The sequence below is a fragment of the Ruegeria sp. CDSA033 genome, from assembly GCF_059612305.1.
In genome coordinates, this window is sequence record NZ_JBXWQI010000003.1 from 77,882 (window position 1) to 98,542 (window position 20,661).

Sequence of the window (20,661 nt, forward strand, 5' to 3'; positions counted from 1 at the left end):
GTCACTCTCCTTGGACAAGCTGACGGTAATGGTATTCTCCGGTGATCTCCATCCCGAGCGCATGGTAAAGACCATTTGCCCCGTCATTGGCCTTGGTGCAGATCACACTTAGCGTTTTTGCGCCGTTCTTCTGCGCCCAGATTGCAGCCGCGCGCATGGCCCACTTTCCCAAGCCCTGACGGCGATGGGCCGGTAAGATTTCCAGCGCATGAACCATGGCGACGTCGTCGTGAATGGCGACAAAACCGGTCCCCGCCGGGTGATCGGAATGACGCAGGAATATTCCCGTTTTCGACCCCTCGGCCCGGTCCATGATGGCCCGCCGTTCCGGACCGATCCCGCCTTGCGCCCAGATCTCGTTCATGATCGCCAGCGGACTCCAGATGGTAAAGACGGTGACCCGGGGGATCGGAGTATCTGTCAGGTCCTCAACCGGGCATTGGTAGATGTTGACGGGATCAAGAATGTCATAGCCACGATCCGCAAGCTGCTGATCCAGCCGTTCGTCGCCCGGACGCAGGCAGAATATGGGCCGCTGACCCATCGCGCGCATCGCCCCTTCAGCGGCTCTAATATCCTCGTCGGTCGCCGATGCCAGAGCGCTGGCCGCGGAAACGCGCGAACCACCACCCAACCCCTGTCGCAGGCGAAAAGGGCCAATAATCTCGAACCGAGCCGCCGGCCATGTACCGTCGACAACGTCGGCCCAGTTCGGGCTCAAAGCTCCAGCTCTTTCGCCAACCGGGTCGTGGCCGCATCGACCTGTGACCCGTTCGTGCCACGAACCACTACGTTAGAGCCGAATACACCATTTACCTGAAACGGATAGCTGCCGATGGCGAGATCAGGATAATCCTCAGCCAAAGCCGACAGGGTCGAGGCGATGTCACCTTCACCCCGGTTGACCCGCAGCGTTTGCGACAACAGGGGATCGCCGCCGGTCAGCTTAGGCAAAACACTGGCGACCATAGCCTGAAAAATTGTGGGGATTCCCGCCATGACGTGCACGTTGCCAAGGGTGAATCCCGGCGCGGTTGAGACCGGATTGTCGATTAATGTCGCGCCTTCCGGAATACGTGCCATCCGCAGGCGCGCGGCGTTCAGTTCCAACCCGGAGTTCTCGTAGTGCCGCTCCAACAGCGCTCGGGCGTCGGCGCGCACATCAATCGATGCACCAAAGGCGCGGGCAATGCAGTCGGCCGTGATATCGTCATGGGTCGGACCTATTCCGCCGCTGGTGAACACATGATCAAAGCAGTCCGACAGGGCGCGCACGGCCTGTTCGATGGCAGTGGCGTCATCGCTGACCATACGAACCTCTTTAAGATCGATGCCCTGTTTGGTCAGTTCCTGCGCAAGGTAATGCATGTTTGCATCCCGGGTGCGCCCCGACAGGATTTCATCCCCGATCACAAGCATTGCTGCGGTTGGGTTCGGCATGACCTGTCCTTTCCTTAAATGGCACAGGCCGCAAGATATCGTTCCTGCTGAACCTCGCAAGGCCCGTTTGTCATTCTCGCAACGCTTGGGCAGGCAAATCGGCAGTGACGCTTTGGAACAGGTCCATATCGTTCATCGACCGCGCTAGGATCATCGCTCCTTCTAAACGGGCGATCGTTTCACCGGCGCGCGCTTCGGGGTTTGTGGCACCGGCGGCCCTGAAGACAGTTTCCAGCCATACTAGATTGCGTTCGAAAAACTCACGCGTTCTTCTGGCAACCGGGTCCGGCAACCTTGCGATTTCAGCACCGAACATACCGCACAGGCACATCAGGTCCTGTTCAATCAATGCTTGTCGATATGCCGCCACATATTGTTCAAGAGATTCCAAAGGCGTGGCTTCGTCCAACCGCCCCAACGCCCCCAGGAACCGATCAGTGTACCGGGTAACCAGCGCCTCACCCAAAGCTTCCTTGGTGGGGAAATGGTAGTGAATGCTGGCCGATTTGATGCCGATTTCAGACGCGATGTCGCGAAAACTGAAGGCATAATACCCGCCTTGTCGCGCCATACGCTCGGCCACATCCAAAATACGGCTGGCAGTTTCTGACAGGGGTTTTTCCGTTTTGGGCATCTGCTCATCAATCTATAATTTACCTACCACTAGATAGGGGGTTGTATTTCAGATTTCAAACTCAATATATCTACCTATCAGTAGATAGGGAATCAGATCATGACACAGACAACAACACTTATCATCGGTGGATCCAGCGGAATGGGTCTGGCCACAGCGCGCCAAATCATAGCAAGTGGCGGGCACGTGACCCTTGTCGGGTCATCCGCCAGCAAGTTGGACGCGGCGAAAGCGGAACTTGGCGGCGCTGCGGACATATACCGCGCGAACCTGCGCGACGCGGCAGACGTCGAGGCGTTGATCAAACAGATCAAATCGGACACGCGTCACATTCAGGGGTTGGTAAATGCAGCCGGTACATTCGCGCCAAAACCGTTCCTGGAACACACCGTCGAAGACTATGGCAGTTATATGGATCTGAACCGCGCGACCTTTTTCATCACGCAGGCCGTGGCCGAAAATATGAAAGCCAACGGAGGCGGTAATATCGTCAACATAGGCTCTATGTGGGCAAAACAGGCAGTTCGCGCCACACCGTCCTCGGCCTATTCGATGGCCAAAGCCGGACTTCATTCCCTGACGCAGCATCTGGCAATGGAGCTGGCGGAACATAAGATCCGAGTGAACGCCGTTTCTCCGGCGGTGGTGGTGACGCCCATCTATGGTGCCTTCATCGCACCGGACCAGATAGAAGCGACCTTGACTGATGCTTTCGACGCTTTCCACCCAATCGGCCGCGTCGGTCGGCCCGAGGATGTGGCGCATACCGTCACCCATCTTCTGTCCGATGATGCGGGTTGGGTCACTGGGGCAGTCTGGGATGTTGATGGTGGCGTAATGGCGGGCCTCGTCTGACACTTCCCATGTGGGCGGGGGCGCGTTAAGCCGAGTGGTATGAAGTTTGCCACCCCATTGATCCCCGCCCGCCTGATCCGCCGCTACAAACGCTTTCTGGCCGATTGCCAGTTGGAGGACGGGCGTGAAGTAACCGCCCATTGCGCAAATCCGGGGTCAATGATGGGTCTGGCGGAACCCGGCGAGAAGATCTGGTTGGAACCCAACGATGACCCGAAGAAAAAACTGAAATACGGCTGGCGTCTGGTCGATCATGAGAACGGGCATTTTACCGGTGTTGACACCTCGGTGCCCAACAAAGCCCTGCGCGCGTCCCTTGAGGCCGGTGAAATACCTGAGCTTGCAGCCTATGAAACCGTCCGTCCCGAGGTGAAGTACGGCGAAAACAGCCGTATTGATTTTCTGCTGACGCAACCTGGCCTGCCCGACGCCTATGTCGAGGTCAAAAGCGTGACCCTGTCCCGCGAACCGGGACTGGCAGAGTTTCCCGACAGCGTAACCGCACGCGGAACCAAACATCTGGGTGAGTTGTCACACATGGTGGCACAAGGACATCGTGCGATCCTGCTGTATCTGGTGCAGCGAACCGATTGCGATCGTTTTGCGTTGGCGGCAGATGTCGACCCAACCTATACGGCCGCTTTCGAAGCTGCACAGGCTAAAGGAGTGGAAAGACTGATTTATGGGACCCGGATTTCACCGGATGGCGTTTGGGTGGATACTTTCAGGTTCAGCGGATGATTGGCTTGAAAGTCGTACCGCCGCAAAAAGCATAGAAAAAATGCACTGCGTCAGACAATCTGCCTAAAATCTGCCAAAGTCCCTCATGATACAACACGTGCGGCCTTGCACGCACACACGCTGGAAACAGCTATTCGCACAACAAAAATAGGAAAAATCTAAAATCTCATGAAGTATATTGCGCTAATCACCGTGGCAGCCATTGCTCTGACGGGATGTTCCGTCGATCCAAAGGCGGCAGCATCACGCCGCGCTGCACTTTTGCAGAACGCTTTCCCGAATCCGGCTGACCGACAGGGCCTTGATCTGGCCTTTCCGCTTGAATCTGGTGGTGTTTATAAAACAATCGAGGTTGGGTTCTTTCCGGATGAAGTATCTGAGCCAGAAGTTAGACGACGCGTCGAATCCTTTTGCGCACAACAGAACAGCGCAAGTTTGACGGGCCGTGCCGTGATCAAGAAGGATTTGGGCATCAACAGCAGAACACAGGCCAACGGCATTGCACGCCCGGTGCATCAAATCTTTTACAGTTGCGTATGAGCAAACCGGATCAACTCTGATTGAGAGGCCCCGGTGGGAAGGCCGGGACCTTCCATGCGCAGCGATCGTATAACATGAGAACAGGCCAGCGGCCGTCTACTAAGCTGCAAAAATGCGCGGTTGCCAGGTTTTAGCCAGGCTATCCGGCCACGGCGTCTCGAACACATTTCATTTGACCGAAGAAAGCCAAAAATTCCCAAGTTCGCTTGAAAGTCAGGCATGTCACCTCATTTCCGCTGTAAGAAAAATTCCACGGCCCGCACCCTCTGGAACTTTCTGCACAAGCAGCGTAAAAGGAGTGCTGCGCGCAACATTTGGAGCTTAGCGTCGATGAAAGAACATCGTGGCCGCCTGACCAAGGACGGCATCCGCATTTATGAACAGGGTGACTTTGCCGGCATGCATGCGGCAGGGGCTTTGGCTGCGCGGATACTCGACGATATTGCAGAACATGTCTTTCCGGGCCAGACCACTGGCGCAATTGACGGCATGATCACGCAGATGGTCGAGGATGCGGGCGCGACATCGGCAACAATTGGCTACAAGGGCTATCAGCATGCCAGCTGTATCAGCGTGAATCACGTGGTCTGCCACGGCATCCCCAGTGACAAGAAACTGAAGGATGGCGACATTCTGAACATCGACGTTACGGTCATCGTAGACGGCTGGTTCGGCGATACTTCGCGCATGTATGTTGCGGGCAAACTACCCCGCAAGGCTGAACGTCTGATCCAAGTGACACATGATGCCCTGTTCAAAGGCATCGAGGCGGTCAAACCGGGCAACACCTTCGGCGATATCGGCCACGCCATTCAGGCCTACGTCGAGGCGCATCGGATGAGCGTTGTCCGTGATTTCTGTGGCCACGGATTGGGCCGGGTATTCCACGCGCCGCCAAACGTTCTGCACTATGGCCGTCCGGGCACCGGCGCGGTGCTGGAAGAGGGCATGTTCTTCACCATCGAACCGATGGTGAACCTTGGCCGTCCTGAGACGAAAACACTGGCCGACGACTGGACCGCTGTGACCCGCGACAAGTCACTGTCAGCGCAGTTCGAACACTCGGTGGGTGTGACGGCTGATGGGGTCGATATCTTTACCCTGTCACCGGGCAATAAGTTCCATCCGACCTATTCGTCCTGATCGGCGGCCTGTTCGCGCAGCAGTTTCAGCAGCAATGTTTCCGTGCCCCACGGCGTAATCGCGTCGTGGATGAACACAGGCGCGCGTAAAGGCTTGGGCGCGGGTCCGGTGTGGGTTTCAGCGGCCTGTGAGTGGGTCCAGAACAGAGAGGTGGCGGTGCGGTCCATCCGCCAATCCTAGCATAATTGGGCTATAGACCCAAAAGCTTTGGCACTTGCGCCATGTCGTCAAAGACTTCGGCGCCCAACGCAGCCAGCCGCGCACCGTCGTCATCGGCCCCATACCCAAGGCACCGCATATCGGCGCGCTTGGCAGCGGTCACTCCGCTTTCGCTGTCTTCGATGACGACCGGGGACTTGGCACCGAAATGCTGCGCTGCTGCAATGAACAAAGCAGGGTCGGGTTTACCCACCCCCAGAATATGCGCCGAAAACATCACATCCCGGAACCTGTCCCATAATCCGTTCTGGCCCAGGGTGATCTGCATCTTTTCCGGGCGGCCATTCGAGGCGACGCAATACGGAATACCCAATGAATCCAACTGCTCCAATAGCTCGGGGATACCCGCAACCAAAGGTGTACCGGCACGCAAAACCTCATAGGTTTCCGAATAGATCTGTTCGATCCAATTTTCCGGCAGGTCCGCGCCCAGCGCCCGGGCCTTTTCGCGGACACCGGTCATCGTACCGCCGACGAAAAGCGCCATGCATTCCGCCAAAGACAGGTTCAGCCCATATCTCGAAAAGCTGTCGATCAAAACCTGGTTTGACAGAACCTCACTATCGACCAGGACACCATCGCAATCGAAAATGACCAGGTCGTGCATGTCAGACCTCTGTCCGCCACATCAGCGAAATATGCGTGTCGCCATATTTACGCGCATTGTGCAGGTCAAATCCTTCGGGCGCTTCCATGGGGACGTTTTCTTCCCAGACGATCAAGGCATCTTTTGCCAGCCACCCCCCTTGAGTGACCGTAGCAAGCGCCTTTTGCCCCAGGTTTTTGCCGTAAGGCGGGTCGAGAAAAATCAGATCAAAAGGTGTGCCCGGATTGTCGCCCAATCGCGTCGCGTCGCGACGGATCAGATCGGTACGATCCTTGCTTTGGGTCAGATCAATGTTCTTACGGATCAGTCCCTGCGCCACACGCCCGTCATCAACGAAAGTCACATGCGCCGCGCCGCGCGACAGCGCCTCAAGCCCCAGTGCTCCGGTGCCCGCGAAAAGGTCCAGAACACGCAGCCCATCAAAGTCGATCTGATGGCTCAGCACATTGAACAGGCTTTCCCGCACGCGGTCAGTGGTGGGACGCAGATGCGCCCCGGCATCTCCTTTGCCGACCGAGGCCAAGGCGCGGCCCCGGAATTCTCCGGCGATGATCCTCACGCTTTGAGCAGCGGTTTCAGGTCCGCATCTGGGTCCGCCACGACGGCCGGGTCGGCAGTTTTGCCTGCATCAATCAGGCGTTTGCCCACCATATAGGCACGTGGGTCATTCATCGCGTCGACCGCGATCAGCAGATCGCCTTTGTAATACCAGAAGGACACTGTCTGCCCGTCGCCCTTGCGGGTCACCACGCGGTCATAGCCCGTGTTCAGACCTGCGATTTGTAGTTTGACGTCATACTGGTCCGACCAGAACCACGGCGTCGCCACATAATCCCTGGCGGCACCCAGCATGTTCTGAGCAACGATCTCGGCCTGATCGATGGCATTCGGTACGCTTTCCAGCCGGATACGGCCACCATCATGTGGGAACGACGCGCAATCGCCCGCCGCCCAGATAGCCGGATCAGAGGTGCGGCCATGGGCATCCGTTTTGATGCCGTTGTCCAATTCCAACCCGGCCATCTCGGCCAATTGGGTCGAGGGTGCGATGCCCACGCCAACCACGACGAAATCAACCTCAAGCTTGGTGCCATCAGTCAGAATGGCCCCGGTGACCTTGCCGTCTTCGCCGACCAGACGATCCAGCCCGACGCCTTCACGAATGTCGGCACCGTATTCGGAATGCAGAGCACGGAAGTAGTCGCTGGTTTCCGGTGCTGCGACACGTTGCAAAATCCGTTCCGCCATCTCGACCAGAGTAACCTTGACCCCGCGCTTGGCACAGACGGCAGCCGCTTCAAGCCCGATATAACCACCACCAACGATCAGGGCGCGGGCGCCCTCTTTCACGCGGGGCTCCATCTCGTCGATATGGGTCAGGTCGCGCACGACATGGACGCCTTCGAGATCACCGCCAATGGCAGCAGGCAGGTAACGCGGGTCGGAACCAGTGGTCAGGGCCAGTTCGTCATAAGAAATCACCTCATCGCCCAGGGTCACGGTCTTGGCCTTGGGGTCGATCGCGGTTACGCGCTGACCCAGACGCAGGGTGATGTTGTTTTCGGCGTAGAAACTTTCGGGGCGTAGGAACAGGCGTTCAAGCTCCATCTCTCCCAGCAGATAAGCTTTGGACAGTGGGGGGCGCTGATAGGGCAGATGCTGCTCGGCACCGATCAGCGTGATATCGCCTTCAAACCCGTCCTTGCGCAGTCTTGCAACAAGAGATGATCCCGCCTGCCCGGCTCCGATCACAACAATATGGCTCATCTTCGTCCTGCCCTGTCAAATTCCCGTGGTTTCATTCTCTGGCTCACCTATATTGCGGCTGAGGCCGACTCTGCAAATCCAATCGACAGGAGGAACAAGATGATTTCAACCGGTGATACGCTTCCCGACGCAACGTTGACTCAAATGGGGGCAGAAGGGCCCGAAGAGGTTCGGATTTCAGACAAGACCAAAGGCCGCAAGGTTGTGATCTTTGCAGTGCCCGGCGCATTCACACCAACCTGCCATTCGGCCCACGTGCCCAGCTTTATGCGAACCAAGGAACAGTTCGACGCCAAGGGCGTGGACGAGATCATCTGCGTCTCGGTCAACGACCCCTTTGTAATGAGCGCATGGGGCGAAGCCACTGGCGCGACAGGCGCAGGCCTGACCATGCTGGCCGACGCCGCATCCGAATTCACCAAGGCCATTGGCATGGATTTCGACGCCCCGCCCGTCGGCCTGCTAGCGCGCTCAAAGCGCTATGCGATGTTGGTCGAAGATGGCAAAGTCGTTGCGCTGAACCTCGAGGAAAACCCCGGTGCCTGCGAGATTTCCGCGGGCGAAGGTCTGCTTGAGGCCATCTAGGTCGCTCGGGCCCCGGTACAGCCGGGGCCACGTTAACCCTATTTCACTTGATGCAACTTCCTGATGGGTCGATACTTGCCCCATTCATTCAGGGAGTTTTTTGATGAAGCTCAAAGTCATCACAGTCATTCTGGGTGCTGCAGGCGCGCTCGCAGCGTGTGGCCCGGCCCCGACACCTCAGCAGCAGCAAGCACGACAGCATGAGATCGCCTGCCTCGGCGGCACACTAGGCGGCGCACTGATCGGCGGGGCGATTGGCAATCAATTCGGCGGTGGGTCCGGCAAAGACATCCTGACCGCGGCCGGGGCCGTCGCGGGCGGCGTCTCGGGCCAGCGTTACGCGTGCTGAGGAGAGAATGATGATGAAAACAGTTATTTTAACGACGACGATCATTCTGGTAGCCAGTGCAACCTTGGCGGAAACAGTGGCTGAACTGCACGAAAAGGAACTGAACGCCATTGATTCCAACAACGATGGCTTCCTGTCCAAGGACGAGTTCAACGCTTTTTCGGATTATGCTTTTCAGGCCATGGACGAAGACAAGAACGGAACGCTGGGTCTGGAAGAAGCCAAGCCGTTTCTGGACATAAAGCGGTTTCAAAACGTTGACCGCAACAACGACAGCTTTATTTCACGATTAGAGTATGACCAGCAGATGGGCGATGATTTCCTGGCCGCCGATCAGGACGGAAACGGCCAGTTGGATTGATCGCACGACCGGGCTGAACGATAGGAGCGTGGTATGAAAAAGTGGATAGCCCTCGGCATTCTGGGGTTTCTTGCCGCCTGTGATGCGCCGCAGGCCCCCGTGGTGACCGGACCGAACGGACAGCCCCAGATCCAGATCAGTACTTCGGGCCTGACGTGCTATGATACGCGATGTTTGGACATCAATCCGGCGGCGCGCAGCGTTCGTTCGGTTGGGAATCGGACAACCGGTATTCCACGAGACATAGACGTCAGCAACGGCACGGTCACACCCGCCGATTTCCGTCGTCTGGGTGAAATAGCTTCTCTGGCCGGCGGCATGGGATCCAGAGGAGACCGTTAAACGAGGCTGTCCATTTTACGCGCCAACTTGGCATCCAGCGCTGACAAACCTCCCACATCATGGGTGGAAAGGACGACCTCGACCGTGCGGTACACGTTTGACCATTCGGGATGGTGGTTCCATTTCTCGGCAAAGATCGCCACCTGGGTCATCCAGCCAAAAGCATGAACAAAATCTTCGAATATGAAGGTCTTGGTGATTGCATCCCGGTCCGTGGCCATGGTCCAGCCGTTGTCGAACAACGGATCAAGAAGAGGGCCGCGAGTTTCGGTCGACAATAGTTCCGTCATTGCTGTTCCTCCGGATTCGATTTTCTGAACGGACCGTAATCCGTCAGAATCTCGATCTCTTCTCCCACTGCGTGGGCCTCGGCGTCCAGATATTTCTTGATCGCATCGGCAAAGCCCGGGTCATTGACCCAATGCAAGCTATGCGTGCGCGTGGGCAAGTAACCGCGCGCCAGCTTATGTTCACCCTGCGCGCCTGCTTCTACCCGTGCCAGACCTTCCGCAATGGCAAAATCGATCGCCCTATAATAGCACAGTTCGAAATGCAGGCAGGCGTGATGCTCAGTGCAACCCCAATACCGGCCAAAAAGCGTTTCGCGGCCGATGAAATTCAAAGCCCCTGCGATAGGGTATCCGTCCCGTTCAGCCAGCACCAAGGCCATGTCGTCCGCCATGGTTTCATGCGCAATATCAAAGAATTGGCGGGTCAGATAGGGAACGCCCCATTTACGGGACCCGGTGTCCTGATAGAACTGCCAGAAGGCATCCCAGTGTTCGGGGCGCAGGTCATCCCCTGTCAGAGTGCGGATTTCGCCGCCAAAATCGATGGCCTGCGCGCGTTCTTTGCGGATATTCTTGCGCTTGCGCGATGACAACGCCGCAAGAAATCCGTCGAAATCTTGATATTCGTCATTCAGCCAGTGAAATTGCTGTGACTGGCGCAGCATAAGGCCCATCTGCTCACCCGCCAGCGCCTCGGCTTCGGTGCAGAAGGTTGCGTGGACCGAAGACACCTGATTATCCGCAGCCAATTGCACCGCCCCCTGCACCAGCGCAGACATGCCAACCGAGTCATAGCCGGGGCGCACCAGAAAACGCCGACCTGTTGCAGGGGTGAACGGTACGGCGATCTGCAGCTTGGGATAATAACGACCCCCGGCACCTTCATAGGCATGCGCCCAGTTGTGGTCGAAGATGTATTCGCCCTGACTGTGGGATTTGGCATACATCGGCGCCGCCGCGATCAGCATCCCGTCCAGATAGGCCGTCAAGTATTGCGGTTGCCAGCCAGTTCCGCGCCCGACCGAGCCGCTGTGTTCAAGCGCAAGCAGGAACCGGTGGGTGGTGAACGGATCAAGCGGACGGCCGCCATCGGCAACCTCGGGACACGCGCAGCTGTCCCATTCCGCCGCAGATATCTGCGACAGCGAGCCCAGCACCCGAACCTCGATCTGTGCCTGATCCATTTGCCCTCCGCCTCTGATCTTTATCTGTGACGTTGCAGGGCTGGTTCAACCCGGTTGTGCAGCCAGATACCCTTCGAACGTCACATTGTTCGCAACTTCGCGGGCCTCTGCCTCTTGTTCAGGCGACCGCACAGTCCAGCACAGGATCGGTACACCGCGTGCCTTCAGTTCGGCCACGCGGGGGCGGTCAAGGTCTTCGACCTCATGGCTGATGAAACTGGCCCCGACACGGTCGAAATCCGGAATGTCGCGCAGGTGGTCACAAACACTCTGAGGTAAAAGCTCGACCTTGGGCTGGTACGATCCTGTCACGATGCCACGCGGCAGATGCGGTGCCAGCCGCGCCAGTTCAGCGACCGAGTTGGGGTTGAACGACATCAACGCCACCGGCCCATCGTAACCTGACAATGCACGCACGGCGTCTTGTTCCAGCGGGCCCACTGATGTGCCCATCGCGCCGTCCTGATCCTTGAATTCGATCAGCAGCGGTACTTTGCCCGCCACGATCTGCAGCACCTCATCCAGCGTCGGGATACCATCGTCCGCGTGCAATAGTGTGGTGCCTGAAGCCTGAACCGAGGTGATCTGCTGGATCGGGCCGGGCTGTCCGGTCAGGCGGGTCATGTCATAGTCATGAAACACCATGGCCCGGTTGTCCGACGTTCGTTGCAGATCAATCTCAATCCCATACCCGGCGTCCACTGCGGCGCGAATGGCCGCCCGGCTGTTTTCCGGGCGGTTGTCCTGTTTGTCATGCAGCGCGCGATGCGCCAGCGGGACTTGAAGGATTACGTCAGGCAGCGCGGGCGTCATTGAACTTCGAAGATACCTTCGATCTCAACCGCGACGCCCAAGGGCAGTGCCGCCGCACTGACGGCCGAACGCGAATGGCGACCTGCATCACCCAGCGCTTCGACCAGAAAGTCCGACGCGCCGTTGATGACCTGCGGTTGCGCAGTGAAATCTGCGGTCGAGTTCACGAACCCGGTCAGCTTGATGACGCGCACCAGCTTTTCGATATCACCACCGCAGGCCGCCTTGACCTGCGCCAGAAGGTTGATCGCACATACCTTGGCCGCAGCAGCGCCTGCTTCGACTTCCATGTCGTCGCCCAGCTTGCCAGTGATCAGATCATCCGCCTTCGAGATCTGCCCCGAGACATAGACGATATTGCCCACGCGCACGAAGGGCACGTAGTTGGCCGCCGGCGCTGGCGCGTCCGGTAGGTTGACACCCAGGCTTTCCAGTTTCGCCGCGATGCTCATGAGGTCTCCTCCCAAATTTGAGTCGGGGCGAAGCTAACCGGGAAGGCAAGGATCGAAAAGTGCGAAAACGGCGATGTGACCTACGCCGGTTGTGGGCGTAACTTTTCTTATTCTGAACTGTTGAACCTGTGTCACTTTACGTTGACCTATTCGGCAGGTTAAACGCTATCTGTTTCATATTGGTAGCGAAACGCCTATGTGACTTTGGGTAGGCCGGGCACAACGGCCAAAGAGAGTATTGATTAAGTGTTCGGGCACGGACTGTCCGAACGTTTTGGAGTGGCAAAGACCGTGTTGAGCAGAATCAGCCTAAAACCCCTGATCGTTGTGTCCGTATTGGCAGTTCTCAGCGCCTGCACCACACGCCCTCCGGAGGGTGTTCAGCAGGGTGAAGCATTTGATCCGTATGAACGCAACAACCGGGGTATCCACAAATTCAACCTTGGCGTCGACCGGTTTTTGTTTCGTCCGGCCTCGAAAGGGTACGTAAAGATCGTGCCCGACCCGATGGTGACCAGTTTCAACCATTTTGCCGAAAACCTGACGATGCCGGGCCAAGCCGTGGACTACCTGCTGCAAGGCAACCTCAAGCAGTCGGGCAATGCACTGCTGCAATTTGTGATCAACACGACCGTTGGTGGCCTGGGGTTGTCAGCCCCCGCCGACGAGTTGAACCTTCCGCCTGTGGATACCGATTTCGGTGAAACGCTGCACGTCTGGGGTTTTGGCGAGGGCGCTTATGTCGAGCTGCCGCTCTATGGCCCGTCAACGCAGCGGGACTCGATTGGCGTTATCGTCAACCTGTTCTCGAACCCGATCAACTTCTCTCCGGTCCGTCCGGTCGACAATATCGGTGTCTATGCCGAGGTCGTGCGCCGGATGGGCGATCGGGGGCGTTTTTCGGACACGGTCGACTCGATCCTGTATGAAAGCGCCGACAGTTATGCGCAGGCGCGGACCATTTACCTACAAAATCGCCGCTTCGAACTGGCGAGAGACGACGAAGAAACCTATCTGGGTCTTTACGACGACCCTTATGCAGACAATGGGACCGACCCTGTCAGAGATCCCTATCTAGACCCATACGAGGACCCCTATGAGGACCCCTATGCCGAGTAACCAAATGAACCGACGCGGTTTTGTCGCCACTGGCCTTGCCGGTCTGGCACTGACCGCCCTGCCTTTTTCCGCCTTTGCCCAGACTGAAGCCAGCGCCAAGGCTCTGGTCGTCAGTGTCGTGGATGACATCAACCGCATCATCGCCTCGGGCAAATCCGAAAAGGCGATGATCCGCGATTTCGAAAAGGTCTTTGTGCAATATGCCGATGTGCCGATCATGGCACGTTATGTGCTGGGGGCGGACGCCCGTTCGGCCAGCCCGTCGCAGTTGAAGCAGTTCACCAAAGCGTTTCAGGGCTATATCTCGAACAAATATGGCCGGCGTTTCCGCGAATTCATTGGTGGGCAAGTCACCGTCCGGAAGGCCCGGAAAATCAAGGCCGGTTACGAGGTACGCACCTCGGTTAAGCTGCAGGGCTCGTCCCCGTTCGAGGTGACATTCCTGGTTTCGGACAAATCAGGCCGCGACAAGTTCTTCAACATGTTCATCGAAGGGGTGAATATGCTGCTGACCGAACGAACCGAGGTTGGCGCGATGCTGGACGCCCGCGGTGGGGACTTAAACCGTCTGATCAAGGACTTGAGTTAGAACAAGGTCAGCTGACCCAGTTCAAACGCAAAGAAACGCCGCGCGAACTCAATCGCGCGGCGTTTTTTCTTTTAATTCAGGCGCTCGCCGGTTTCTTTGGCGAAGTACGATACTTTACTCATATCAAACGCCAAGTTCAGCATCTTGCCCGCTTGCGCGCTGGTTTCGGCATGTAACCTTGCGGTCACCTGCTTGCCGCCCAGTTCTGATACGACATAGGTGTCGGCCCCTGCAGGTTCGACCATATCGACCATGCACGCCGCTTCCTGCACGCCATCACCCGCACGGAAACCCGCCTCGGCGATATCCTCGGGGCGCAGGCCCAGGATTACATCCTCGGGCAACGCCAGATCGCGCGCATCGTTCAGAACCAGCGTTTCGCCGGCATCGCGCGAGATGACGATTTGTGTACCCGACCCGTTTTTGGTGACCTGCGCAGGGATCAGATTCATCGCCGGCGAGCCCATGAAATCAGCGACAAACAGATTGGCCGGGTTGTTATAAATTTCGGCCGGGCTGCCGATCTGCTGCACGATACCGCCCTTCAAGACCACGATCTTGGTGGCCAGCGTCATCGCCTCAATCTGATCGTGGGTCACGTAGACGATGGAAGCGTCCAATGTCTGGTGCAGCTTCTTGATCTCGGTCCGCATCTCAACCCGAAGCTTGGCATCGAGGTTCGACAGCGGTTCATCAAACAGGAACAGCTTGGGATCGCGCACCAGCGCCCGGCCCATCGCCACACGCTGACGCTGACCACCGGATAGCTGGCTGGGACGACGGTTCAGCAGTGGCTCGATTTGCAACAGCGAGGCCACATCGTTCAGCTTGGCCTCCTGCGTTGCCTGATCAACCCCGCGCACCTTCATGCCGAAAGTGATGTTCTTGGCCACGCTCATCGTCGGATACAGCGCGTAGGATTGGAACACCATCGCGATGTCGCGGTCCTTGGGGCTGACATGGGTCATGTCTTTGCCGCCAATCGCCAGTGTCCCGTCGGTGATTTCCTCCAATCCCGCAATGCAGTTCAGCAGCGTGGATTTACCGCAGCCCGAGGGGCCGACCAGCACCAGGAAATCACCCGGTTCGATCGAGATGTTGATGTCCTTCAGAATTTCGGTTGCGCCGTAATTCTTGTAGAGTTTGTTGATATCAAGGATGGGAGCCATGGGTTATCCCTTCACAGAGCCAGCGGTCAGGCCGCGGATGAAATACTTACCGGCAACGACATAGACGAGCAGCGTCGGCAGCCCCGCGATGATCGCGGCGGCCATGTCGACGTTGTACTCTTTGACGCCGGTGGTGGAGTTTACGATGTTGTTGAGCGCCACAGTCACGGGCTGCGTGCCCGCCTGGCTGAACGACACGCCGAACAGGAAGTCATTCCAGATCTGCGTGAACTGCCAGATCACTGTCACCACGATGATGGGCAGCGACAGCGGCAGGAAGATCGACCAGAAAATCCGCAGAAAGCCTGCCCCATCGACCCGAGCGGCTTTGGTCAGCTCGGCCGGAATGGTGACATAGTAGTTGCGGAAGAACAGCGTAGTGAAGCCAAGGCCATAGATCACGTGGACAAAGATCAGGCCCGGAATGGTTCCGGCGATCCCCATCATGCCCAGCAGCCGCGCCATTGGCAGCAGAACAACCTGAAACGGAATAAAGCAGCCAAACAGCATCAGCGAGAAGATGATATTGGCGCCTTTGAACCGCCACTGCGCCACGACATAGCCGTTCAGCGCACCAATCAGGGTGGACAAAAACACCGCAGGCACCGCGATCAGGACAGAGTTCCAGAAGTAAGGCCGCAGACCTTCACACTGGATACCGGTACAAGCGCCGGACCACGCGGTTTTCCAGGCATCGAAGCTGACTTCGCGCGGCAGTGAGATCAGGGACCCAGTGCGAATTTCCTCAAGGCTTTTCAACGATGTGGTTAACATCACGAACAGCGGCATCAGGTAGTACAGCGCGAACAGGCCCAGCAGGACGTAAAGCAGCCAACGAAGGGCAATCTTGCCGGTGGCGCTCTGCGAGCGGGTTTGGGTTTGGGGCATCGACAGATCAGTCATTTTTCGCCCTCAGCTCTGAATAAAGATATGGAACCACGATGGCAAAGACGACCAGCATCATGATCATTGCGGAAGACGCCGCCTGACCAATATCGCCGCGCGAAAACGCCATGGCATACATGTATGTGGCTGGCAGATCGGTCGCGTATCCCGGACCACCACCTGTCAGCGCGATGACAAGGTCAAAGCTCTTGATCGCAAGGTGGGCCAGAACGATGAAGGCCGATAGGAAGATCGGTGCCATCGACGGTATGATGATCGCCGTATAGATGCGCCATGTGGGGATACCATCGACCTGAGCGGCCTTGATGATCTCTCCATCCACCGAACGAAGCCCGGCCAAAAACAGCGCCATAACAAAGCCCGAGCTCTGCCAGATCGCGGCAATCACGATCGTGTAGATGGCGTAATCGGGGTTCACAAGCCAATCGAATTCGAAATTCGGAAAGCCCCAGCCCTGCACCATGGATTCAATGCCCAGACCTGGGTTCAGGATCCACTTCCATGCGGTGCCGGTCACGATCATCGACAGTGCCATCGGGTACAGATAGATGGTGCGAATGACCCCTTCGACGCGGATCTTCTGATCCAACAGGATGGCCAGCAACAGGCCCAGCACCATCGCGATCACGATGAACAGCGCGCCAAAGATATACAGGTTGTTGATTGCCGTATCCCAGCGAGGGGAATCGAACAGGCGTTCATACTGAATGAAGCCATGGATCTCGTATTTCGGCAGTAGTTTCGATCGGGTCAGCGACACCCATGCGGTCCATCCGATAAATCCGTAGACAAAAATCAATACGGCGATGAACGACGGTGCCAGCACCACCTTGGGCAGGTGGTTTTCCAGCCATTCGGACATTTTTTCCTCCGGGGAAAAGTGCTCTGCCCCTCAGTATAGGGGGCAGAGCGATTTGGATCAGTAGCTGTTGGCCACTGCGTCCGCCAGTTGCTGAACCGCGTCAGCCGAGGACATATCCGAGTTGAAATGTGCGGTCACAACATCCGTGATCGCACCAGACTGCGACCCGCGCAGCGCCATGCCATGGGCGTAAGACGGCAGCAGTGAACCACCTGCCGAAGTCGTGCCCATGTCTTCTGCCGAGATTTTCGCGCAGATATCAAAGGCATCCAGCGCCACGTCAGTTCGTGCAGGGATCGAACCCTTGTTCAGGTTGAACACTTCCTGGAAGTTCGGTGCGACGATCAGTTTGGCCAGCAGTTCCTGACCGGCGCGGTTGTCGTCACCTTCGACTTCGAACATGGCAAAGCTGTCGACGTTGTACAGATAACCGTCACCGGGGGTCGAGGCGCACAGGAAATCTTCGCCGGGCTTCTTGCCAGCGGCCAGGAATTCACCTTTGGCCCAGTCACCCATGATCTGGAATGCGGCCTCGCCATTCATCACCATGGCGGTGGCCAGGTTCCAGTCGCGACCCGAGAAGTTCTCGTCAACATATCCACGCATGGTACGCATCTGGTCAAAGACCTGTACCATTGTGTCTGACGTCAACGCTTCGGGGTCGAGATCGACCAGGGCTTTCTGGTAGAATTCTGGTCCACCAATACCCATGACAACCGCCTCAAACACGGTCGCGTCCTGCCAGGCCTGACCACCGTGGGCCAGCGGGATCACACCAGCGGCCTGCAGTTTTTCGGCTGCTGCGTTGAACTCTTCCCATGTGGCGGGCATTTCGATGTCGTTTGCCGCCAGAACATCGGCATTCGCCCAGATCCAGTCGATGCGATGCACGTTCACGGGTGCAGCGCACCAAGTGCCTTCGCACATCATATGGCCCGCGATCGACGCAGGCAGGACATCCGCCCAGCCTTCGGCCTCGGCAACGTTCGAGATATCTGCCAGAACGCCTTCCTCGTACCATTCCTGAATGGCAGGGCCTTTCAACTGAACGGCGGTTGGTGCGTTACCGGAAAGAACGCGGGCCCGCAGCGCGGTCATTGCCGCATCACCACCACCACCCGCGACGGGCATGTCGGTCCATGTGCCGCCGTTCGAGGCGAATTCTTCCTGCAGAACGGCAACCGACTTGGCCTCGCCACCCGAGGTCCACCAGTGCAGTACTTCCGCCTGCGGCTCGGCCACAACGGACGATCCGGCCACAACGGCCAAAGTCGAAACGGTGGCAAATGCAAAACGCTTCATTTTTTGTCTCCTCCCTGAGAACTCAGTGACTGCCAAAGCAGCGATGGCGCTATTACTGTGGTCTGATCGCCCTCTGACAAAGCAGAATTCACGCTAAAGCACAGAAACAGCCCAAATTTTCACCACTTCTGTTACAGCGTGTTACGTTGGCATTGAATCTGTTTCCATTCGTTACAATGGACAACGACAGAGGGAAAAGATCGGGAGGAAAGACAGAGTGAGCATTCCGCGGCTTCTGGTGGTGGATGACGACCCTGAGATGCGGTCGATGATGACGCAGCTATTGCAGCAAAACAGCTTCATCGCCCTACCCGCCAGTTCCGAGCGGGAAATCCGGGCGCACCTGTCCAATGGCCGGATCGATCTGATTTTGTTGGACGTCATGCTGGGGGACGAGAACGGGATTGATATCTGCGCCCGATTGCGGCGCGAACAGGACGTCCCGATCATTCTGGTCTCTGCCCTGTCCGCCGACCATCAGCGCATGGCAGGGTACGAAGTTGGGGCAGACGACTACATTGCCAAACCCTTCAACCCCCAATTGATGCTGGCCCGTGTCAGGGCAGTGATGCAGCGCGCTCGGCGGTCGTCTTCGCTGGCGTATCGCCGAAGAACCCGCACCTTCCGTTTTGACGGCTGGGTCTTTGACGGAAAGCGTGATGATTTGCATTCGCCAGAAGGCTATTTGGTCGCGTTGTCACAGCGGGAAACCGCCCTGCTCAAGGTCTTGCTGGCCAATCCACATATTCCGCTGACGCGCGATGAAATCGTCACGGCACTGGATGTCACGGGGGAAAGTGACAAGTCCGAAGCGCAGGGCCGCGCCATCGACATGCTGGTTGGTCGCCTGCGATCCAAGATCGAGACCAACCCGAAAGACCCGCAAATGCTGCGCACGGAACGCGGGGTCGGGTATATCTTTGCCGCCGACATTTCGGTCGAAGAATGACACTGCGCCTGCGCAATCTGGGGTGGCTTTGGACCCTTTCAGCCTTTGCCGCCGGTTTGCTGTCTGCAGGGTTATGGTTCGCTTCGGCGCGCGCCTGGAACGACTACCTGCTGCAATCTTTTGTGGCGGGGTTCACCGTCTACGAAGAGTTGCGAACAGGCATGGCCCCCTCCGAGGGGTTGTCGATAACGCCCTTGCCGCCCCAGGATACGGCCCTTGCCGAAAATGGTGAATTTCAGCGGTTGCCCGGGTTTTCAAATCGCCGTTTTGTCACCAACCTTTCGATCCTGACAGACAGTTCCTCGCCGCTCAGCGGACGTGAATTAAGCGTGGCAATTCTGTCCGACCGGTTGGTTTATCCGGTTTCGGACATTGTGTCAGGCAGTGATCAGACCGGGCCTGAAAAGATGGGAAACCTGACCCGGTTGCTGGCGACATATTGCAGCGAACCAATCCTGATTGCGAAATTTGGGCGTGAGGCCTGGCATCAGGTCGACGGGACCCAGATCTGGGGCTGTCAGGCGGCCCCAATGGATTTACGTCTGCCCGCAATTCTTATGGGGATCGTCGCAATGGCGGTCATCTTATCCGCAGTCAGTAACGTCTCAGATACCTTCACCCGGTTTGCCCGCGCGTTGCGCGAACGGCAGCGCCTTGGTGGGCCGGAAAGCTATGAGGCGGATGGCCCGGATGAACTGCGCGATATCGTCTCGGCGGTGAACGCCCATCTTGAGGCCGAGCGCGCGCAGCTTGAAAAGCGGGCGACGGTCTTGTCCGGTGTCAGCCACGATCTGGGCACCCCTGCGACCCGCGTGCGCTTGCGTGCCGCCCTGATCCCCGACGATGAACTGCGCGAAAAGCTCGAGGCGGATGTAGATCAGATGACGGGCATGATCGAAAGCGTCCTGACCTATACGCGATCCGAACTGGATGTTGAGGAACCGCGCCAGATTTCTCTGACCTCTTTGGTCGAGGCTCTGGTCGCCGATTATCAGGATATGGACCTGCCCGTGACACTAAAAAAGACCGACCCCGTCGCGGTCGATGGGGTTACATCGGTTTTCATGTCCCGGCGCGGACACGGACAGCTGACCGAAACACGCCGCGTTCTGGTCATGGCGCGGCCCATATCGCTTAGGCGTGCGCTGACCAATTTGATCGACAACGCGTTGAAATATGGTCGACACGCCGAAGTGCAGTTGGCGACCGATGCGACCACCGCGACGATCACGGTCGAAGATAAGGGCACCGATCTGTCGGTGGAGGACATCGAAAACCTGATGGCCCCATTTCGTCGTGGGTCCAACACCGGATCTTCTGACGGCTACGGTTTGGGCCTGACAATCGCCGCTACCGTAGCAGAACAACATGGCGGAGAAATGCGCTTTGAGGCGGGCGACTGCGGCCTGCGCGCCTGTTTGCAAATCGCCCGGCAATAAAATC

The 20,661-nt window shown here is 57.6% G+C and carries 27 protein-coding genes; 12 read left to right on the forward strand and 15 right to left on the reverse strand.

The window, feature by feature from the left end:
* Position 1 precedes the first annotated feature (1 nt).
* The 3 genes from AC2FLA_RS05455 to AC2FLA_RS05465 form a co-directional block, all read right to left on the reverse strand.
* Complete coding sequence (locus AC2FLA_RS05455) at positions 2-721, reverse strand: GNAT family N-acetyltransferase (protein WP_496721100.1); 720 nt, start codon at positions 719-721, stop codon at positions 2-4.
* The gene (locus AC2FLA_RS05460) at positions 718-1,440 is read right to left on the reverse strand and encodes a competence/damage-inducible protein A (protein WP_496721102.1); all 723 of its coding nucleotides are present in this window, start codon (positions 1,438-1,440) and stop codon (positions 718-720) included. Before AC2FLA_RS05460 ends, AC2FLA_RS05455 begins: the two co-directional genes overlap by 4 nt.
* Positions 1,441-1,510: 70 nt before the next feature.
* Positions 1,511-2,074, reverse strand: a complete 564-nt coding sequence (locus AC2FLA_RS05465; protein ID WP_496721104.1) for a TetR/AcrR family transcriptional regulator — start codon at positions 2,072-2,074, stop codon at positions 1,511-1,513.
* Positions 2,075-2,173: 99 nt separating this feature from the next.
* Here AC2FLA_RS05465 and AC2FLA_RS05470 point away from each other — a divergent pair, with 99 nt between their 5' ends.
* The 4 genes from AC2FLA_RS05470 (at position 2,174) to map (ending at position 5,353) form a co-directional block, all read left to right on the forward strand.
* On the forward strand, positions 2,174-2,929 hold the full coding sequence (locus AC2FLA_RS05470) for an SDR family NAD(P)-dependent oxidoreductase (RefSeq protein WP_496721106.1): 756 nt from the start codon (positions 2,174-2,176) through the stop codon (positions 2,927-2,929).
* Positions 2,930-2,968: 39 nt separating this feature from the next.
* Complete coding sequence (gene sfsA, locus AC2FLA_RS05475) at positions 2,969-3,670, forward strand: DNA/RNA nuclease SfsA (RefSeq protein WP_496721108.1); 702 nt, start codon at positions 2,969-2,971, stop codon at positions 3,668-3,670.
* A gap of 168 nt (positions 3,671-3,838) precedes the next feature.
* Positions 3,839-4,210: a hypothetical protein gene (locus AC2FLA_RS05480; protein WP_496721110.1), complete on the forward strand. Its 372-nt coding sequence runs from the start codon at positions 3,839-3,841 to the stop codon at positions 4,208-4,210.
* Between the two features lie 330 nt (positions 4,211-4,540).
* On the forward strand, positions 4,541-5,353 hold the full coding sequence (gene map / locus AC2FLA_RS05485) for a type I methionyl aminopeptidase (RefSeq protein WP_113791219.1): 813 nt from the start codon (positions 4,541-4,543) through the stop codon (positions 5,351-5,353).
* Here map and AC2FLA_RS05490 read toward each other — a convergent pair.
* Genes AC2FLA_RS05490 through AC2FLA_RS05505 form a run of 4 tightly spaced genes read right to left on the reverse strand, consistent with a single transcriptional unit; the run spans position 5,341 to position 7,946 of the window.
* A complete protein-coding gene (locus AC2FLA_RS05490; RefSeq protein WP_496721112.1) occupies positions 5,341-5,520 on the reverse strand; it encodes a hypothetical protein in 180 nt (59 codons plus the stop codon). The two genes, map and AC2FLA_RS05490, sit on opposite strands and share 13 nt — an antisense overlap.
* A 23-nt stretch (positions 5,521-5,543) precedes the next feature.
* Entirely contained in the window at positions 5,544-6,179 is a 636-nt protein-coding gene (locus tag AC2FLA_RS05495) for an HAD family hydrolase (protein ID WP_496721114.1), read from the reverse strand.
* A gap of 1 nt (position 6,180) precedes the next feature.
* On the reverse strand, positions 6,181-6,738 hold the full coding sequence (rsmD, locus tag AC2FLA_RS05500) for a 16S rRNA (guanine(966)-N(2))-methyltransferase RsmD (RefSeq protein WP_496721116.1): 558 nt from the start codon (positions 6,736-6,738) through the stop codon (positions 6,181-6,183).
* Complete coding sequence (locus AC2FLA_RS05505) at positions 6,735-7,946, reverse strand: NAD(P)/FAD-dependent oxidoreductase (RefSeq protein WP_496721118.1); 1,212 nt, start codon at positions 7,944-7,946, stop codon at positions 6,735-6,737. The genes rsmD and AC2FLA_RS05505 overlap by 4 nt, the downstream gene beginning before the upstream one ends.
* 99 nt (positions 7,947-8,045) lie before the next feature.
* On the opposite strand from AC2FLA_RS05505, the gene AC2FLA_RS05510 reads away from it, so the two are divergent.
* From AC2FLA_RS05510 to AC2FLA_RS05525, 4 genes are all read left to right on the forward strand, one after another.
* Entirely contained in the window at positions 8,046-8,531 is a 486-nt protein-coding gene (locus AC2FLA_RS05510) for a peroxiredoxin (RefSeq protein WP_058279067.1), read from the forward strand.
* Positions 8,532-8,634: 103 nt separating this feature from the next.
* Positions 8,635-8,880 (forward strand): glycine zipper 2TM domain-containing protein, encoded by a 246-nt coding sequence (locus AC2FLA_RS05515; protein ID WP_496721120.1) that lies wholly within the window; start codon positions 8,635-8,637, stop codon positions 8,878-8,880.
* 10 nt (positions 8,881-8,890) lie between these two features.
* A complete protein-coding gene (locus tag AC2FLA_RS05520) occupies positions 8,891-9,241 on the forward strand; it encodes an EF-hand domain-containing protein (protein ID WP_496721122.1) in 351 nt (116 codons plus the stop codon).
* A gap of 33 nt (positions 9,242-9,274) precedes the next feature.
* Positions 9,275-9,583 (forward strand): hypothetical protein, encoded by a 309-nt coding sequence (locus AC2FLA_RS05525; protein ID WP_058279069.1) that lies wholly within the window; start codon positions 9,275-9,277, stop codon positions 9,581-9,583.
* Here AC2FLA_RS05525 and AC2FLA_RS05530 read toward each other — a convergent pair.
* Genes AC2FLA_RS05530 through AC2FLA_RS05545 form a run of 4 tightly spaced genes read right to left on the reverse strand, consistent with a single transcriptional unit; the run spans position 9,580 to position 12,322 of the window.
* The gene (locus AC2FLA_RS05530; RefSeq protein WP_496721124.1) at positions 9,580-9,873 is read right to left on the reverse strand and encodes a 4a-hydroxytetrahydrobiopterin dehydratase; all 294 of its coding nucleotides are present in this window, start codon (positions 9,871-9,873) and stop codon (positions 9,580-9,582) included. The genes AC2FLA_RS05525 and AC2FLA_RS05530 overlap by 4 nt on opposite strands.
* Positions 9,870-11,057, reverse strand: coding sequence for a GNAT family N-acetyltransferase (locus AC2FLA_RS05535; protein ID WP_496721126.1), 1,188 nt, complete (start codon positions 11,055-11,057; stop codon positions 9,870-9,872). Before AC2FLA_RS05535 ends, AC2FLA_RS05530 begins: the two co-directional genes overlap by 4 nt.
* A 45-nt stretch (positions 11,058-11,102) precedes the next feature.
* Entirely contained in the window at positions 11,103-11,870 is a 768-nt protein-coding gene (locus AC2FLA_RS05540; protein WP_496721128.1) for a glycerophosphodiester phosphodiesterase family protein, read from the reverse strand.
* Positions 11,867-12,322, reverse strand: coding sequence for a RidA family protein (locus tag AC2FLA_RS05545; RefSeq protein ID WP_496721130.1), 456 nt, complete (start codon positions 12,320-12,322; stop codon positions 11,867-11,869). The genes AC2FLA_RS05540 and AC2FLA_RS05545 overlap by 4 nt, the downstream gene beginning before the upstream one ends.
* Before the next feature lie 291 nt (positions 12,323-12,613).
* On the opposite strand from AC2FLA_RS05545, the gene AC2FLA_RS05550 reads away from it, so the two are divergent.
* Together AC2FLA_RS05550 and AC2FLA_RS05555 are read left to right on the forward strand one after the other, a co-directional pair.
* Positions 12,614-13,441: an MlaA family lipoprotein gene (locus AC2FLA_RS05550; RefSeq protein ID WP_082649379.1), complete on the forward strand. Its 828-nt coding sequence runs from the start codon at positions 12,614-12,616 to the stop codon at positions 13,439-13,441.
* Entirely contained in the window at positions 13,431-14,030 is a 600-nt protein-coding gene (locus tag AC2FLA_RS05555; protein WP_496697271.1) for an MlaC/ttg2D family ABC transporter substrate-binding protein, read from the forward strand. Before AC2FLA_RS05550 ends, AC2FLA_RS05555 begins: the two co-directional genes overlap by 11 nt.
* A 71-nt stretch (positions 14,031-14,101) precedes the next feature.
* Here AC2FLA_RS05555 and AC2FLA_RS05560 read toward each other — a convergent pair whose 3' ends face one another.
* Genes AC2FLA_RS05560 through AC2FLA_RS05575 form a run of 4 tightly spaced genes read right to left on the reverse strand, consistent with a single transcriptional unit; the run spans position 14,102 to position 18,269 of the window.
* The gene (locus AC2FLA_RS05560) at positions 14,102-15,199 is read right to left on the reverse strand and encodes an ABC transporter ATP-binding protein (RefSeq protein WP_058275012.1); all 1,098 of its coding nucleotides are present in this window, start codon (positions 15,197-15,199) and stop codon (positions 14,102-14,104) included.
* A 3-nt stretch (positions 15,200-15,202) separates the two neighbouring features.
* The gene (locus AC2FLA_RS05565) at positions 15,203-16,102 is read right to left on the reverse strand and encodes a carbohydrate ABC transporter permease (protein ID WP_058279072.1); all 900 of its coding nucleotides are present in this window, start codon (positions 16,100-16,102) and stop codon (positions 15,203-15,205) included.
* Positions 16,095-16,967, reverse strand: a complete 873-nt coding sequence (locus AC2FLA_RS05570) for a carbohydrate ABC transporter permease (protein WP_058275014.1) — start codon at positions 16,965-16,967, stop codon at positions 16,095-16,097. The genes AC2FLA_RS05565 and AC2FLA_RS05570 overlap by 8 nt, the downstream gene beginning before the upstream one ends.
* 57 nt (positions 16,968-17,024) lie before the next feature.
* Entirely contained in the window at positions 17,025-18,269 is a 1,245-nt protein-coding gene (locus tag AC2FLA_RS05575) for an ABC transporter substrate-binding protein (RefSeq protein WP_058275015.1), read from the reverse strand.
* A 217-nt stretch (positions 18,270-18,486) separates the two neighbouring features.
* Here AC2FLA_RS05575 and AC2FLA_RS05580 point away from each other — a divergent pair, with 217 nt between their 5' ends.
* Positions 18,487-19,218 (forward strand): response regulator transcription factor, encoded by a 732-nt coding sequence (locus AC2FLA_RS05580; protein WP_496721132.1) that lies wholly within the window; start codon positions 18,487-18,489, stop codon positions 19,216-19,218.
* A complete protein-coding gene (locus AC2FLA_RS05585) occupies positions 19,215-20,657 on the forward strand; it encodes a sensor histidine kinase (protein ID WP_496721133.1) in 1,443 nt (480 codons plus the stop codon). Before AC2FLA_RS05580 ends, AC2FLA_RS05585 begins: the two co-directional genes overlap by 4 nt.
* Positions 20,658-20,661: the final 4 nt, after the last annotated feature.

What these genes read in the sequence shown, in the direction of transcription:
- AC2FLA_RS05555 (WP_496697271.1), top strand. Translation starts at nt 13,431, where the DNA reads ATGCCGAGTAACCAAATGAACCGACGCGGTTTTGTCGCCACTGGCCTT.
- AC2FLA_RS05495 (WP_496721114.1), bottom strand. Translation starts at nt 6,179, where the DNA reads ATGCACGACCTGGTCATTTTCGATTGCGATGGTGTCCTGGTCGATAGT.
- AC2FLA_RS05585 (WP_496721133.1), top strand. Translation starts at nt 19,215, where the DNA reads ATGACACTGCGCCTGCGCAATCTGGGGTGGCTTTGGACCCTTTCAGCC.
- AC2FLA_RS05570 (WP_058275014.1), bottom strand. Translation starts at nt 16,967, where the DNA reads ATGTCCGAATGGCTGGAAAACCACCTGCCCAAGGTGGTGCTGGCACCG.
- AC2FLA_RS05575 (WP_058275015.1), bottom strand. Translation starts at nt 18,269, where the DNA reads ATGAAGCGTTTTGCATTTGCCACCGTTTCGACTTTGGCCGTTGTGGCC.
- AC2FLA_RS05515 (WP_496721120.1), top strand. Translation starts at nt 8,635, where the DNA reads ATGAAGCTCAAAGTCATCACAGTCATTCTGGGTGCTGCAGGCGCGCTC.
- AC2FLA_RS05460 (WP_496721102.1), bottom strand. Translation starts at nt 1,440, where the DNA reads ATGCCGAACCCAACCGCAGCAATGCTTGTGATCGGGGATGAAATCCTG.
- AC2FLA_RS05465 (WP_496721104.1), bottom strand. Translation starts at nt 2,074, where the DNA reads ATGCCCAAAACGGAAAAACCCCTGTCAGAAACTGCCAGCCGTATTTTG.
- map (WP_113791219.1), top strand. Translation starts at nt 4,541, where the DNA reads ATGAAAGAACATCGTGGCCGCCTGACCAAGGACGGCATCCGCATTTAT.
- AC2FLA_RS05520 (WP_496721122.1), top strand. Translation starts at nt 8,891, where the DNA reads ATGATGAAAACAGTTATTTTAACGACGACGATCATTCTGGTAGCCAGT.
- AC2FLA_RS05480 (WP_496721110.1), top strand. Translation starts at nt 3,839, where the DNA reads ATGAAGTATATTGCGCTAATCACCGTGGCAGCCATTGCTCTGACGGGA.
- AC2FLA_RS05505 (WP_496721118.1), bottom strand. Translation starts at nt 7,946, where the DNA reads ATGAGCCATATTGTTGTGATCGGAGCCGGGCAGGCGGGATCATCTCTT.
- AC2FLA_RS05490 (WP_496721112.1), bottom strand. Translation starts at nt 5,520, where the DNA reads ATGGACCGCACCGCCACCTCTCTGTTCTGGACCCACTCACAGGCCGCT.
- sfsA (WP_496721108.1), top strand. Translation starts at nt 2,969, where the DNA reads ATGAAGTTTGCCACCCCATTGATCCCCGCCCGCCTGATCCGCCGCTAC.
- AC2FLA_RS05525 (WP_058279069.1), top strand. Translation starts at nt 9,275, where the DNA reads ATGAAAAAGTGGATAGCCCTCGGCATTCTGGGGTTTCTTGCCGCCTGT.
- AC2FLA_RS05530 (WP_496721124.1), bottom strand. Translation starts at nt 9,873, where the DNA reads ATGACGGAACTATTGTCGACCGAAACTCGCGGCCCTCTTCTTGATCCG.
- AC2FLA_RS05565 (WP_058279072.1), bottom strand. Translation starts at nt 16,102, where the DNA reads ATGACTGATCTGTCGATGCCCCAAACCCAAACCCGCTCGCAGAGCGCC.
- AC2FLA_RS05510 (WP_058279067.1), top strand. Translation starts at nt 8,046, where the DNA reads ATGATTTCAACCGGTGATACGCTTCCCGACGCAACGTTGACTCAAATG.
- AC2FLA_RS05470 (WP_496721106.1), top strand. Translation starts at nt 2,174, where the DNA reads ATGACACAGACAACAACACTTATCATCGGTGGATCCAGCGGAATGGGT.
- AC2FLA_RS05560 (WP_058275012.1), bottom strand. Translation starts at nt 15,199, where the DNA reads ATGGCTCCCATCCTTGATATCAACAAACTCTACAAGAATTACGGCGCA.
- AC2FLA_RS05535 (WP_496721126.1), bottom strand. Translation starts at nt 11,057, where the DNA reads ATGGATCAGGCACAGATCGAGGTTCGGGTGCTGGGCTCGCTGTCGCAG.
- AC2FLA_RS05545 (WP_496721130.1), bottom strand. Translation starts at nt 12,322, where the DNA reads ATGAGCATCGCGGCGAAACTGGAAAGCCTGGGTGTCAACCTACCGGAC.
- AC2FLA_RS05540 (WP_496721128.1), bottom strand. Translation starts at nt 11,870, where the DNA reads ATGACGCCCGCGCTGCCTGACGTAATCCTTCAAGTCCCGCTGGCGCAT.